At 68.5% G+C, this 14,460-nt stretch carries 11 protein-coding genes; 6 read left to right on the plus strand and 5 right to left on the minus strand.

Going from position 1 to position 14,460, the window contains the following annotated elements:
- Nucleotides 1-79: 79 nt before the first annotated feature.
- The 3 genes from ACN5KJ_RS11370 to ACN5KJ_RS11380 all read right to left on the minus strand — a co-directional run bounded on the left by ACN5KJ_RS11370 (nucleotide 80) and on the right by ACN5KJ_RS11380 (nucleotide 3,159).
- Entirely contained in the window at nucleotides 80-913 is an 834-nt protein-coding gene (locus ACN5KJ_RS11370) for an ABC transporter ATP-binding protein (protein WP_347167834.1), read from the minus strand.
- Nucleotides 914-1,100: 187 nt separating this feature from the next.
- On the minus strand, nucleotides 1,101-1,880 hold the full coding sequence (locus ACN5KJ_RS11375) for an ABC transporter ATP-binding protein (RefSeq protein WP_418594047.1): 780 nt from the start codon (nucleotides 1,878-1,880) through the stop codon (nucleotides 1,101-1,103).
- Between the two features lie 97 nt (nucleotides 1,881-1,977).
- On the minus strand, nucleotides 1,978-3,159 hold the full coding sequence (locus ACN5KJ_RS11380; protein WP_418594049.1) for an ABC transporter substrate-binding protein: 1,182 nt from the start codon (nucleotides 3,157-3,159) through the stop codon (nucleotides 1,978-1,980).
- A gap of 170 nt (nucleotides 3,160-3,329) precedes the next feature.
- Between ACN5KJ_RS11380 and ACN5KJ_RS11385 the strand changes: the two genes are divergently transcribed.
- Nucleotides 3,330-4,448, plus strand: a complete 1,119-nt coding sequence (locus ACN5KJ_RS11385; protein WP_418594051.1) for a PQQ-dependent sugar dehydrogenase — start codon at nucleotides 3,330-3,332, stop codon at nucleotides 4,446-4,448.
- Nucleotides 4,449-4,485: 37 nt separating this feature from the next.
- Here ACN5KJ_RS11385 and ACN5KJ_RS11390 read toward each other — a convergent pair whose 3' ends face one another.
- The gene (locus ACN5KJ_RS11390) at nucleotides 4,486-5,502 is read right to left on the minus strand and encodes a GlxA family transcriptional regulator (RefSeq protein ID WP_347167832.1); all 1,017 of its coding nucleotides are present in this window, start codon (nucleotides 5,500-5,502) and stop codon (nucleotides 4,486-4,488) included.
- A gap of 207 nt (nucleotides 5,503-5,709) precedes the next feature.
- Here ACN5KJ_RS11390 and ACN5KJ_RS11395 point away from each other — a divergent pair, with 207 nt between their 5' ends.
- The 3 genes from ACN5KJ_RS11395 to guaB all read left to right on the plus strand — a co-directional run bounded on the left by ACN5KJ_RS11395 (nucleotide 5,710) and on the right by guaB (nucleotide 9,762).
- Nucleotides 5,710-7,080, plus strand: coding sequence for a class II 3-deoxy-7-phosphoheptulonate synthase (locus ACN5KJ_RS11395; RefSeq protein WP_418594052.1), 1,371 nt, complete (start codon nucleotides 5,710-5,712; stop codon nucleotides 7,078-7,080).
- 175 nt (nucleotides 7,081-7,255) lie between these two features.
- Nucleotides 7,256-7,957, plus strand: a complete 702-nt coding sequence (locus ACN5KJ_RS11400; RefSeq protein WP_418594053.1) for a YoaK family protein — start codon at nucleotides 7,256-7,258, stop codon at nucleotides 7,955-7,957.
- 356 nt (nucleotides 7,958-8,313) lie between these two features.
- Entirely contained in the window at nucleotides 8,314-9,762 is a 1,449-nt protein-coding gene (gene guaB / locus ACN5KJ_RS11405; protein ID WP_418594055.1) for an IMP dehydrogenase, read from the plus strand.
- Nucleotides 9,763-9,900: 138 nt separating this feature from the next.
- Here guaB and ACN5KJ_RS11410 read toward each other — a convergent pair whose 3' ends face one another.
- Nucleotides 9,901-10,188: an SH3 domain-containing protein gene (locus tag ACN5KJ_RS11410; RefSeq protein ID WP_347167830.1), complete on the minus strand. Its 288-nt coding sequence runs from the start codon at nucleotides 10,186-10,188 to the stop codon at nucleotides 9,901-9,903.
- A 657-nt stretch (nucleotides 10,189-10,845) separates the two neighbouring features.
- Here ACN5KJ_RS11410 and ACN5KJ_RS11415 point away from each other — a divergent pair.
- Nucleotides 10,846-12,000, plus strand: coding sequence for an RsmB/NOP family class I SAM-dependent RNA methyltransferase (locus ACN5KJ_RS11415; RefSeq protein WP_418594056.1), 1,155 nt, complete (start codon nucleotides 10,846-10,848; stop codon nucleotides 11,998-12,000).
- 100 nt (nucleotides 12,001-12,100) lie between these two features.
- On the plus strand, nucleotides 12,101-14,398 hold the full coding sequence (locus ACN5KJ_RS11420) for an ATP-binding protein (protein ID WP_418594058.1): 2,298 nt from the start codon (nucleotides 12,101-12,103) through the stop codon (nucleotides 14,396-14,398).
- The last annotated feature ends 62 nt before the right edge of the window (nucleotides 14,399-14,460 follow it).

The raw sequence follows: 14,460 nt of genomic DNA on the forward strand, positions 1-14,460 counted from the left end.
ATCGCCCCCTCGGCACCGCGGTGAAAGCCGGGCCGCCTTGGGCCCGTCCGGGCAGAAGCGGGCGCCGCATGCGCATCCCTCAGCCCCCCAGGAAGGACTTGCGGACTTCCGGATCGGCCAGAAGCTCCTTGCCGGTCCCGGTGAAGGCATTGCGGCCCTGCACCAGCACATAGCCCTTGTCGGCGATCTCCAGCGCCTGCCGGGCGTTCTGCTCGACCATCAGGATCGAGATGCCGGTCCGCGCCACCTCGATGATCCGGTCGAAAAGCTCGTCCATCACGATGGGCGACACACCCGCCGTCGGCTCGTCCAGCATCAGCACCTTGGGCTGGGTCATCAGCGCGCGGCCCACGGCAACCTGCTGACGCTGGCCGCCCGACAGCTCGCCGGCGGGCTGGCGCCGCTTCTCGTGCAGGATCGGGAAGAGCTCGTAGACCTGCTGCATGGTCTTGCTGAAATCGTCGGTGCGGATGAAGGCGCCCATCTCGAGGTTTTCCTCGACCGTCATCGAGGTGAAGATGTTCGAGGTCTGCGGCACGAAGCCCATGCCCTGCGCCACCCGGTCCTGGGGCGTCAGCGCGCTGATGTCGTGACCGTCCAGCCGCACCGCGCCCGAGCGCAGGTCCAGCATCCCGAAGACCGCCTTCATCGCCGTCGACTTGCCGGCGCCATTGGGGCCGACGATCACCGCGATCTCGCCCTTGTCCACGGCGATCGTGCAGTCGTGCAGGATGTCCGGCCCCCTGCCGTAGCCGCCGGTCATGCGGTCGCCGATCAGGAAGGGGCCGCCGGGAGCGTCCTTGATCGGACCGGAGCGCCGGGTCGGATCGACCGTGCCCTCGCCGCCGCGCCGGGTGATCGAGGCATCGTGGTTGCCGCGGTCGTCTTGATAGGGGTTGCCGCTGCCCGTCATCCGCGCGCCCCCGCTTCTTCGGTCCTGAAAATACGGCGGGGGGAGGCCGAAGGCCGGGGGGCAGAGCCCCTGTCAACCGTCCCACCCGGCACGACGCCGACCGCCGCGCGCCCGAAAGCTCTGCGCCGCAGAGCTTTCCCGCCGGCAAGACTTTGCGGCGCAAAGTCTCGCTGTCCAGCCGCCTCGCTCATCCGACCTGCTCCTTGTTCTTCAGCCCGGTGCCCAGATAGGCCTCGATCACCTGTTCGTTGGCCTTGATCTCGTCCAGCGTGCCCTCGGCCAGCTTCTTGCCCTCGGCCATGACGATGACCGGGTCGCAGATGCGGCCGATGAAATCCATGTCGTGCTCGATCACGCAGAAGGTGTAGTTCCGCTCCTCGTTCAGCCGCACGATGGTGTCGGCGATGGTGTTCAGCAGAGTCCGGTTCACCCCCGCGCCGACCTCGTCGAGGAAGACGATCTTGGCGTCGACCATCATTGTCCGCCCGAGCTCCAGCAGCTTCTTCTGTCCGCCCGAAATGGCACCGGCCGGGTGGTCGGCCAGATGCGAGATGGTCAGGAAATCCAGCACCTCGTCGGCCTTGGCGCGCAGCGCGCGCTCTTCCTCGGCGATGCGGCGGCGCCCGAACCAGGTGTTCCACAGCGTCTCGCCCGATTGTCCGCCCGGCACCATCATCAGGTTCTCGCGGCAGGTCATCGAGGAAAACTCATGCGCGATCTGGAAGGTCCGCAAGAGCCCCTTGTGGAACAATTCGTGCGGCGGCAGGCCGGTGATGTCCTCGCCGTCCATGAGCACGGTGCCCGAGGTCGGCGGCAGCGCCCCGGCGATCACGTTGAAAAGTGTCGTCTTGCCGGCGCCGTTGGGGCCCACCAGCCCGGTGATCGACCCCTTGGCGATCTCGATGCTGGCGCCGTCGACGGCCCGGAACGCACCGAAATGACGGTGCAGGTTGTCCACTCGGATCAAGAAATGTCCCTCCCGGGCGCGCATCGCGCAGGACAGCGCCCGTCAGAATGCTGAAACAGCCCGAACCATGGGTCGGGCTGTTTCGTCATCATGTGGATTACTTGAATTCCACGGTTTCCGAGGCACCGTCGGTGACGGTGTAGTGGCGGTAGGAGCCCGCCGCCTCGCCGGGGCCGATCAGCTCCACGCCCGATGCGCCGACATAGTCGATGTCGCCACCCTCGGCGAGGATCTGCAGGGCCTTGCCCAGTTCGCCCGGAAGGATCTCTTCGCCCGGCGCGTTGGCCACGTCGAGGAGGTTCGCCGCCACGGCCTCTGCCGTCGCTGCGCCGCCCTTCATCATCGCCAGCGCCATCAGCGCCGCGGCGTCGTAGGATTCCCGCGTGTAGGAGGACGAGGAGTCGACGCCTGCGTCGCCCGCCACCGTGTCGAAGGCATCCGCACCCGCGCCCTGCGCCCAGGGCGCGGTGCCGATCGAGCCGGTCAGCGCCTCGGCCTGTTCCGAGAACAGGGTGTCGCCATACATGCCGTCGCCCAGGATGAAGGTGTCGAAGGCGCCGGTGTCGTAGGAGGCCTGGATCATGCCCTTGCCGCCCTGGTCGGTATAGCCGAACACCGCCAGTGCCTCGCCCCCGGCAGAGGCCAGCGCGCCGACCTCGGCCGAGTAGTCCGCCTTGCCGTCGTCATGCGGCGCGGACATGGTCACGGAACCGCCCATCTCGCCGAAGCTCTGGGCGAAGGCATCGGCCAGACCCTTGCCGTAGTCGTTGTTGGTATAGGTGACGGCGACTTCCTTGATGCCCTTCTCGTTCAGGATCTCGGCGATCACCTGGCCCTGACGGGCGTCGGAGGGCGAGGTGCGGAAGAACAGGCCGTTGTCCTCGGCGGTCGACAGCGCCGGAGAGGTGGCAGAGGGCGAAACCATCGGGATGCCGTTCGGCACGGCGACGTTCGACAGCACCGCGCCGGTCACGCCAGAGCAATCGGCGCCCATGATCGCCACGATGCCCTCGGAGACGAGGCGTTCGGCGGCGGCGGTTGCCGCACCGGAGTCGATGCAGGTCGAATCCGCACGCTCGGGGACCAGCGTCACGCCGTCGAGGAAGTTGCCGGAGTCGTTGATTTCCTTCAGGGCCAGTTCCGCCGAATCGGCCATCATCGGCGTGATCGATTCAAGCGGGCCGGTGAAGCCGAGGATAATGCCGATCTTGACGTCCTCGGCGGATGCGGCACCCGCGGTCAGCGCGGCGGCGGTCGTGGCCAGAAGCAGCTTCTTCATGGAAAGTCTCCCGTGTTGGTATTCGGATCTTGTCGTCCTGGGCAAAAGCCTATGCGGGGAGTTTCAAAAAGAAAAGAGTTCTGAGCAAGGGCGACCCAGCGGAATGTGCGCCCCGGGTGCTTGCCTGTCCCGCAGGCGCCCCCATGTGAAGGACCAAAGGAGACAAGCCCATGCCGAACAAACCGCTCGCCGCCTTGTTGTGCACCGCCCTCGGGGCGGGCCTCGCCACCGGGACCACCGCAGGCCCGCTGAAGACAGAGGCCGGCGCCATGACCGCCGAGCCCGTCATCGAGGGGCTCGAGATGCCCTGGGCCTTCGGCTTCCTGCCCGACGGCACCGTCCTGGTGACCGAGAAGGATGGCCGCCTGCTGGCGGTGCGCGACGGCGAGCGGCAGGAGATCGGCGGCCTGCCGAAGGTGCGCGACGAGGCGCAGGGCGGTCTGCTCGATCTGCTGGTGCCCCGGGATTTCGCCGAGGACCGCCTGTTGTACATGACCTATTCGAAGCGGCAGGGCTTTCGCGGTTCCGGCACGGCGGTCTACCGCGCGCGGCTGTCCGAGGACGGGACGCGGCTGCAGGATGGCGAGACCATCTTCGAGATCGCGCGCGGCAGCGGCGGCGGCTACCACTTCGGCTCGCGTCTGGTCGAGGCCCCGGACGGCGCGCTTTTCGTCACCATCGGCGACCGGGGCGAGGGCGGTCTTGCGCAGGACCTGTCGATGCACAACGGCTCGGTGCTGCGGATCACGCCGGAGGGCGCGACGCCCGAGGGCAACCCCTTCGCCGGTCAGGACGGCGCGCTGGCCGAGATCTGGTCCTACGGCCACCGCAACCCGCAGGGCGCGGCGCTGGATCTGAACGGCGATCTCTGGGCCGTCGAGCACGGCGCGCAGGGCGGCGACGAGGTCAACCGCATCGAGCCCGGCACCAACTACGGCTGGCCGGTGATTTCCTACGGCAAGAACTACGACGGAACCCCGATCGGCGAAGGGACCGAGGCCGAGGGCATGGCCCAGCCGGTGCATTACTGGGATCCCTCCATCGCGCCCTCGGGGATGACCTTCTACGATGGGTCGGTCGGGGACTGGCGGGGCAATGCCTTCATCGGCTCGCTGAAGTACAACTACATCTCGCGGCTGGCGGGCGAGCCCCTGGCCGAGGTCGAACGGCTGGAGAACGACGACACCCTCCGCGTCCGCGACGTGCGGCAGGGCCCGGACGGCGCCCTGTGGTTCCTGTCCGAGGGCAATGGCGCGCTCTATCGCATCACCGCCGCGCCCGGGGGCTGAGGCCCGGGCGCGCGCGACCCGCGTTACGGCCTGTCGATCACAGCGACAGGCGTTGCGGCGAGGCGTGCGTCCCGCGTTCGCGGTAGGGGGTGGTCTGGTAATGGGCGCGGTAGCATTTCGAGAAATGCGAGGGTGAGGCAAAGCCGCAGGCCAGCGCCACGTTGATCACGCTCATGTCGGTCTGCATCAGCAGGTTGCGCGCCTTCTGCAGCCGCAGCTCCATGTAATAGCGCTTGGGCGAGCGGTTCAGGTAGCGCCGGAACAGCCGCTCCAGCTGGCGGGTCGACATTCCGACGTCCTGCGCCAGAACGGCGGGGCTGATCGGTTCCTCGATGTTCTGTTCCATCATCTGGATGACCTGGCTCAGCTTGGGGTGCCGGACGCCGATGCGCGTCGGCACCGACAGGCGCTGGGTGTCCTGATCGGTGCGGATCGAGGAATAGATCTGCTGATCCGCCACCGCGCTGGCCAGTTCCTCGCCGTGATCGTTGGCGATGATCTGCAAAAAGAGGTCGATCGACGAGGTGCCGCCCGCCGTGGTCATGCGCTTGCCGTCGATGGTGAAGACCGCGCGCGTCAGGGTCACCTCTTCGAATTCCTCGGAAAAGCTGTCCTGGTTCTCCCAGTGGATGGTGGCGCGCTTGCCGTCCAGAAGACCGGCCTCGGCCAGGCAGTAGGCGGCGGTGCAAAGCCCGCCCAGCGTTCCGCCCTTGCGCGCCTCGCGCCGCAGCCAGGACACCAGCCGCTTGGTCGTCGCCTTCTGGACGTCGGCGCCGCCGCAGAGGATCACCGTGTCGTCGCGGTGGATGTCGTCGAGATCGCCGTCCAGCTTGAAGACGGTTCCGGTGGAGCAGGTGGCGGTCTCGCCGCCCTCGCCAATCAGCCGCCATTCGTAGAGCTGCCGGTTCGACATGCGGTTGGCCAGCCTCAGGCAGTCCAAGGCCGCCGCGAAAGAGAGAAGGGTGAAGTCCTTCAGCAGGACAAAGACGAAGCGCGCGGGCTTGTCCGGGACCGTATCCAGTTCGACGATCTGGCGCTGAGCGTTTGGCAGCATGACGGACGGCTTTCCTGTTGGCATGTCCGTCCCGTCTGGCGCGGGACTGGCAGCGACTTGGGCAGACTGTACCATCCGCGTCAAGAGATGTCGCAATTATCCCTTGGCCCGGGGCGGCATTTCGCCTTGTCGGGGGTGGCCAAGGCGGGGGTGCCCTTGTATAGAACGGGACCGTCCATGCCCAAGAGAGACAGGGGGAGGAAGACCATGACCGAGTGGCAGAAATCGACATGGCGCAACAAGCCGCGCGTGCAGATGCCCGAGTATACGGACGCGGCCGCGCTGAACGCCGTCGAGGCGCAGCTTGCCAAGTATCCGCCGCTGGTCTTCGCCGGAGAGGCGCGCCGCCTGAAACAGCATCTGGCCGCCGCCGGGCGCGGAGAGGCCTTCCTGCTGCAGGGCGGCGACTGCGCCGAAAGCTTCGAACAGTTCAGCGCCAATGCGATCCGCGACACCTTCAAGGTGATGCTGCAGATGGCCATGGTCCTGACCTATGGTGCCAAGGTGCCGGTGGTGAAGGTCGGCCGCATGGCGGGCCAGTTCGCCAAGCCGCGCTCGGCCCCGACCGAGGTGGTGGATGGCGTCGAGCTGCCCAGCTACCGCGGCGACATCATCAACGATCTGCCCTTCACGGCAGAGGCGCGCATTCCCAACCCCTCGAAGATGCTGCAGGCCTACACGCAGGCCGCCGCGACGCTGAACCTGCTGCGGGCCTTTTCGACCGGCGGTTATGCCGACGTGCATCAGGTGCACCAGTGGACGCTGGGCTTCACCGAGGCCGACGAGGCGGGCAAGTACCGCGACATGGCGAACCGGATTTCCGACACGCTGGACTTCATCAAGGCGGCGGGTGTGACCGGCGATCAGGCGCATACCCTGCACACGGTCGAATTCTATACCAGCCATGAATCGCTGCTGCTGGAATACGAAGAGGCGCTTTGCCGGCTCGATTCGACCTCGGGCAAGTGGCTGGCGGGCTCGGGTCACATGATCTGGATCGGCGACCGCACGCGGCAGCCGGACGGCGCGCATGTGGAATTCGCCAGCGGCGTGCAGAACCCGATCGGTCTGAAATGCGGTCCCTCGACCACGGCGGAGGACCTCAAGGTCCTGATGAAGAAGCTGAACCCGAAGAACGAAGAGGGCCGCCTGACGCTGATTGCCCGCTTCGGCGCGGGCAAGGTGGCCGAGAACCTGCCGCGCCTGATCAAAGCGGTGAAGGACGAGGGCGCCAATGTGACCTGGGTTTGCGACCCGATGCACGGCAACACGATCAAGTCCTCCTCGGGCTACAAGACCCGGCCTTTCGACGCGGTCCTGCGCGAGGTGCGCGAGTTCTTCGCGGTGCACGAAGCCGAGGGCACCATCCCCGGCGGCGTGCATTTCGAGATGACCGGGCTGGACGTGACCGAATGCACCGGCGGCGTGCGCGAGGTGACGGACGAGGACCTGTCCGACCGCTACCACACCGCCTGCGACCCGCGCCTGAACGCCTCGCAGTCGCTGGAACTGGCCTTCCTCGTCGCCGAGGAGCTGAGCAACCGGCGCCTCAAGGCGGCAGAGGCCGCGAACGGCTGAGCCATCGGGTCGGATTTGCGGCCCGCTCTGTAGAATGCGAAACGCCCCCGCAGGGATCTGCGGGGGCGTTTTTGCTTCTGCGTCTCGCGGGGCAGGCGACCCCGGTCCGGGGGTTTACCCTGCCTGCGCCGCGCGGCAGGATCGCGCCCACGACAAAAAAAACGGGAGTCCGGCCATGCTGATCCATGAGGGCACAGAGCGCAGCGACCGGATCGATCTGGGGCTGGCGGCCTCGTTGTCGATGATCGCCGGCGGGATCAATGCGATGGGCTTTCTCGTCGCGGGGTCCTTTACCGCGAATATGACCGGCAACGTGGCCCTCGCGGCGGAGTACATCGCGCGGCGCGACCTTGCGCTTGCGCTTTCCTTCGCCGAGCTGCTGGTCTGTTTCATCCTTGGCGCCATGACGGCGGCGTTGCTGGTCGGTGCCGGGCAGGCACGCGGGCGCCGGGCGATCTATGCGCAGGCGATCCTCGGCGAGGCGCTGCTGTTGATCGGGCTGGGCGTGGTCGCCCTGGGCTGGCCGGGGGCGCTTGCGGAAACAGTGCTTGTCGGGGTCCTGAGCCTGGTGATGGGGTTCCAGAACGCGATCACCACGATGATTTCGCGCGCACGGGTGCGCACCACCCATGTCTCGGGCATGGCGACGGATCTGGGCATCGAACTGGCGGCCATGCTGGGGCCGGAACAGGTCCGGCGCGGCGCGCTGCCGGGCCTGTGGCTGCACGGGCTGACGCTGGTGGCCTTCGCGGTGGGCGGGGTTCTGGGCACGGCGATCTTCCTGGGGCTGGGCAACTGGCTGCTGCCGATCCTCGGCGCGGCGCTTCTGGCGCTGGCCCTGCCGGACATCGCCCGCGTGCGCCGCCGTAGAGCGTAGGGCCTCCTGCCGCGCCGGGCGCCTGACGGGAAGCGGGGCAGGCCGTGGCAACGGCGGGGCCACGGCATCCACGCGACCGAGCCGCTGCTCAGCGCCGGTGCCGCGCCGGGCGCCTGACGGCAGGCGGGCAGGCCTGCAACCGGCAGGGCACGGCAGCCGTTCTCCCGAGCCGCTGCGCAGGCCTCAAGAGGGGTGCCAGCCACCGCGGCCTTGCAGGGCAGGGTGGCAGGTTCCGGGCGCAGGGGCGCGACGGCGCGTCAATTCCGCGCTTCGCCGTTGCCGATTGACACCTTTTCTTTCCCGTCCCTGCGTGCAATAGGGACGTGCCAACCGATGCCCTCCCAAGGAGTTCCCCCATGGAGATTCGCGAGGCTCTGACCTTCGATGACGTTCTTCTGGTTCCGGCCGCCTCCAGCGTCCTGCCCAGCACCGCGGATACCCGCACCCGGGTCACGAAGGCGATCACGCTCAATATCCCCTTGCTGTCCTCGGCCATGGACACGGTGACAGAGGCGCGCATGGCGATCACCATGGCGCAGGCGGGCGGCATCGGGGTGATCCACAAGAACCTCGACGTCGAAAGCCAGGCCCGTGAAGTGCGCCGGGTCAAGCGCTTCGAAAGCGGCATCGTCTACAACCCCGTGACCCTGACCCCCGACCAGACGCTGGCCGACGCCAAGGCGTTGACCGAACGCTACGGTTTCACCGGTTTCCCGGTGGTCGACGACCAGCATCGCGTCGTGGGCATCGTCACCAACCGCGACATGCGCTTCGCCGAGCGGGACGAGACCCCGGTGCGGGCCATGATGACCCATGAGAACCTCGCCATCCTGCATGAACCCGCCGACCGGCAGGAAGCCATCAACCTGATGAAGGCGCGCCGGATCGAGAAGCTGCTGGTGACCGACAAGGCGGGCAAGCTGACCGGCCTCCTGACCCTGAAGGACACCGAGAAGGCGGTGCTGAACCCCACCGCCTGCAAGGACGACCTTGGCCGCCTGCGCGTCGCGGCGGCCTCTTCGGTCGGCGATTCCGGCTTCGCGCGGACAGAGGCTCTGGTCGATGCGGGTGTCGACATCGTGGTGATCGACACCGCGCACGGCCATTCCCGGGGCGTGATCGAGGCGGTTCGCCGCGCCAAGGGCCTGTCGAACGCGGTGCAGGTGATCGCGGGCAACGTGGCCACGGCAGAGGCGACCCGCGCCCTGATCGACGCGGGCGCGGATGCGGTGAAGGTCGGCATCGGGCCGGGCTCGATCTGCACCACCCGCATGGTCGCGGGCGTGGGTGTGCCACAGCTGACGGCGGTGATGGACTGCGCGGCGGCGGCGGGTGACGTGCCGGTGATCGCCGACGGCGGCATCAAGTTCTCGGGCGATTTTGCCAAGGCCATCGCGGCGGGCGCCTCCTGCGCCATGGTCGGCAGCATGATCGCGGGCACCGATGAAAGCCCGGGCGAGGTGATCCTGTACCAGGGCCGGTCCTTCAAGGCCTACCGGGGCATGGGCTCGCTGGGCGCCATGGCGCGCGGCTCGGCGGACCGGTATTTCCAGAAGGACGCGGCCTCGGACAAGCTGGTGCCCGAGGGGATCGAGGGGCAGGTGCCCTATAAAGGCTCTGCGGGGGCGGTCATTCACCAGCTGGTGGGCGGGCTGCGGGCGGCCATGGGTTACACCGGCTGCGCCACGGTGGACGAGATGCGCCGCAACTGCAGCTTCGTGCGGATCACCAATGCCGGGCTGACCGAAAGCCATGTGCACGACGTGCAGATTACCCGCGAGTCGCCAAACTACCGGATCGGCTAGGACCGGGTCCGGTCGAACAACCAGACAGACAGCGGATGCCGGCCTTTGCCGGCATCCATGCTTTTACCAGAACGGATTTCGCAGGCTCGACGCCGGGCCGAAGCTGGCCCCGGCATACGCCCCCGGGTCAGAGCTGCGTCAGAGCTGGGTCAGGTAGTCGGCAGAGACGTAGCCCGTCACGCCGGGCGACTCGACAAGCGACACGCGGCACCAGCGCTGGCCAAGCTCTGTCACGCAGTCGCGGCGCTGCAGTTCCGTGCCGTCGGGCAGGCCCATGATGATCTTGTATTCAAGGCTCGGGCCGCTGCGCAGCTTCAGCAGGTCGTCCGGCCCCGTGCCCGAGACGATCATGCGCCCACCGGCATCGGAGGCGCAGCCCGCCGCAAGAAGGCCCGCGCACAAAGTCATCACTGCCAACGGTTTCATGAAGCCTCCTGTCGCTCTGTCCTGCGGGCTTTGCCACAGGCGTCCGGCGGTCGCAACGGTGCGTTCGCCGCGCCCGGCGCCCCTTTGCGTTCCGTGAATGAGGCTGAGGGCCGGGAAGGCCGGGCAATACCCCTGTGGCAGCAGCCGCAGCCCGGCCATGGGGGCAGGGCGGTCCCGTTGGATGCGCGCCGCGCAGCCGACAGGCGGGCGCGTTTCGGCAATCCGCCGCCGATGCAGCCGCGGCGGGCGCGGCGATTGCCCGGGCTGGCATCGCCACCGCCCCCCGGGACGCCGCGCCCGGGCGGTTGTGCAGGGAATGTGCCCCGGTGCGGGACGCCGACCCGTCCCGGGCGGCCCCTGTCACCGTCTTCGGGTGTCATGACACCCTTTGCCGGTTTTCGCCTTTCGCGCACTGGACGCTTCGGTCGCCTTCGGGATAGGGACGGCAGGCGACCCGTCCAGGCCCTGACGCCGACGGTGCGCGCAGAACGGCAGCCCTTGGACGGAAGACGGAAGCAGTACAGATGCCCGGTCATGGTTTCGAATGAGAACGGCTCTTGCGGTGATGGCAGCGGGCACAGCCCGTTGTGCCCGGCCTGCGGGATCGGCTGAGGCGATGCGGTCGGACCCCGGATATCTGTCGGGAAGGGCAAGGCCATGACCCCTGCGGCGCGCATCCAGACCGCGATCGAGATCCTCGACCGGATCGCCCTTGGCGTTCCCGCCGAAAAGGCGCTGACCACATGGGGGCGGCGGGCACGGTTTGCCGGGTCCGGGGATCGCGCGGCGGTCCGCGACCACGTCTTCGACGTGCTCCGGCGCTGGCGCAGCACCGCTGCGCTGGGGGGCGGCGAGTCCGGGCGCGCGCGGATGCTGGGGCTTCTGCGCATGCAGGAGGCCGCGCCGGAGGCCCTGTTTTCGGGTGATCGCCACGCCCCCGCGCCGCTGACAGAGGCCGAGCAGGTCGCTGGCCAGACGCCCGAGGGCGCCGCCGCGCTGGATCTGCCGGACTGGCTGGCCGAGCGGTTTCGCGCCAGCCTTGGCGTCCGGGCCGGGGCGGTGGCAGAGGCCCTGCGGCACCGCGCCGATGTCTTCCTGCGGGTGAACCTTCTGCGGGGCGACCTGACGGCGGCCCTTGCGGCGCTGTCCGGCGAGGGCATCACCGCCGAACCGCACGACCTCTCGCCGACCGCGCTGCGGGTGACCGAGGGCGCGCGCCGGATTGCCCGCAGCCAGGCCTATCTCTCGGGGCTGGTCGAGCTTCAGGACGCGGCCAGTCAGGCGGTGGTCGATGCCCTGCCGCTGACGCCCGGCGCCCGGGTGCTGGATTTCTGCGCGGGCGGCGGCGGCAAGACGCTGGCGCTGGCCGCGCGCCTTGGCGGCAGCCCTGTCGAGGCCCATGACGCCGACCCGGCGCGCATGAAGGACCTTCCGGGGCGCGCCGACCGTGCCGGGGCCGCTGTGCGCCTGCGCGAGGCGCCCGCCGGTCCCTACGATCTCGTGCTCTGCGATGTGCCTTGTTCCGGCAGCGGGGCGTGGCGCCGCGCGCCCGAGGGCAAGTGGCGTCTGACGCCCGATGCGCTGCAGGCGGTGTGCCGCGAACAGGCCGCTATCCTCGAAACCTGCGCCGGGCTCGTGGCGCCGGGCGGGCATCTGGCCTATGCGACCTGCTCTGTGCTGCAAGAGGAAAACGCCGCCCGGATCGCGGCCTTCACGGCGGATCATCCGGCCTGGACGGCGATCACAGAGCGTCAGTTCCTGCCGCAGGACGGCGGCGATGGCTTCTACGTGGCTGTGCTGACACGCCGGTGAGGCAACTTGCAGTTGCGCGATTGCGGGAGTTAACGGCACTTTAACTGTCACCGGGGCCATACTTCCCGGCGTGGTTGCGATTCGCGGTGACAGGGAACCCATGGTGCAGGCGGCCGACATCAATCCGGTGCAGGAGGCGCGGACCCGGACCCCGGTTCTGGGCGCCGCGGTCCTGCTGGCGCTGGCGGTGCTGTCCCTGGTCGGCGCGCAGGCCATGCAGGCCCGGGTGGCGGAAGTGGCGGCGCTGGCGGCGACCGGAACCTTCGGGGTTCTCGCGGTGGGCTGGGTGCTGTTCGACGGGGTGCTGCGGCGGCGCAGCGCCGTGAAGCTGGACCAGATCGACGACTTCATCCGGGACGATCCCGCGCTGTGCTTCGTCACCGACGGCACCGGGCGCATCCTGCGCGCCAACCGCCGCGCGGCCAAGCGTTTTCGCGCCCACACCGGCACCCCGCTGGCAGAGGTCATGCGCGCGGTCTTCGCCAGTTCCGAGGGCATCCTCTACCGCCTGCACCAGAAGGCGCTGGCGGATGGCGCGGCGGTGGAGGAGGTGACCAGCCATGCCGAAGGCTACCGCATCTTCACGCGCTGTTTCGGCGCGGACCTTGTGCTGTGGCGTTTCGACAGCGCGCGCACCGGCGCCGGTGGCGCGGCGCGGGGCGACCTGCCGCTGATGACGCTGGGGCGCAATGGTGCGGTGCTGTACATGAACGGCGCGGCGCGCAAGCTGCTGGGCCTGCGCGCCAAGCGGCTGGAGGACGTGCTTGCGGATCTGCCGCTGCGGTCGGGCGGCGTGCATTACCTCAAGGGGGCCGAAACCAACCAGCGCGTGCTGGTGCAGAGCTCGGACATCGGTGCCGGGCGGGTGGAACTGATCCTGTCGCCGATCTCCGATGCCAGTCGCGATCACGACAGCAGGGGCAGCTTCGACGGGCTGCCGGTGCCGCTGCTGAAGGTCGCCCCCGACGGCACGATCCTGCGCGCCAACCCCGAGGCGCGGCGCCTGATCGACATGGGGCAGGGCAGCCCCGGCCATATCGCCGAACACATGGAGGGGCTGGGCCGCGCCATCAAGGACTGGCTGCAAGAGGCGGCGGACGGGCGCGGGCTGCACCGCTCGGAATTCCTGCGGCTGACGCGGGCCGACCGCGAAGTCTTTGTGCAGGTCACGCTGAACCGCATCGTCGAAAAGGGCGAAACCGCGCTGATTGCCGTGCTGAACGACGCGACCGAGCTCAAGACGCTCGAGGCGCAATTCGTGCAAAGCCAGAAGATGCAGGCCATCGGCCAGCTTGCGGGCGGCGTGGCACATGATTTCAACAACCTGCTGACGGCGATCTCGGGCCACTGCGATCTGCTGCTGCTGCGCCACGATCAGGGCGACCCGGATTATGGCGACCTCGTGCAGATCAACCAGAACGCCAACCGCGCCGCCGCGCTGGTCGGGCAGCTTCTGGCCTTCTCGCGCAAGCAGACCATGCAGCCAGAGGTGCTGGACCTGCGCGATACGCTCTCCGATCTGGCCCACCTGCTGAACCGTCTTGTGGGCGAGCGGGTGCGCCTGACCCTGCGCCACGATCCGGTCCTGCCGCAGGTGCGCGGCGACCGGCGGCAGCTGGAACAGGTGGTGATGAACCTTGTGGTGAACGCCCGCGATGCCATGCCCGAGGGCGGCGAGATCGTGGTCGAGACAGAGCGCCGCATCCTGCGGGATCGGCTGAAGCGCGACCGCGCCATCGTGGCGCCGGGCGCCTATGTCGCGGTCCGCGTCACCGATCAGGGGATGGGCATCCCGCCCGACAAGCTCTCGAAGGTGTTCGAACCCTTCTTCACCACCAAGCGCACCGGAGAGGGGACGGGCCTGGGCCTTTCGACGGTCTACGGCATCGTCAAGCAGACCGGCGGTTTCATCTTCGTCGACAGCGTCGTGGGGCAGGGCACCTGCTTTACCCTGCTGCTGCCCGCTTATCAGGCGCAGCCTGCCGCCGCGCCCGCGAAACCCCGACAGAGGGCGGAGAACCTGCCGCAGAAGGGCTCTGGCGTGGTCCTGCTGGTCGAGGACGAGGCGCCGGTCCGCGCCTTCGCCGCCCGCGCGCTGCGTCTGCGCGGCTACACCGTGATCGAGGCCGAAACCGCCGAAGACGCCCTGCACATGCTGGAGGACGAGGCCCTGGCCGTCGACATCTTCGTGACGGATGTGGTGATGCCGGGCATGGACGGCCCGACCTGGGTCCGCAAGGCGCGCGAGCAGCGCCCGGACACCCGTGTCGTCTTTGTCTCGGGCTACGCCGAGGCGGCCTTTGGCGAGGGCAGCGACGAGATCCCGAATTCTGTCTTCCTGCCGAAACCCTTCTCGCTGTCGGAGCTGACAGAAACCGTCCACCGCCAATTGTCGTGACAGGCACAGGGCGCCGCCACACGCGCCTGTGAATTGCGCCCACCCTCATGTGAACATATCAT

It is taken from the genome of Ponticoccus sp. (in: a-proteobacteria) (genome assembly GCF_048381735.1).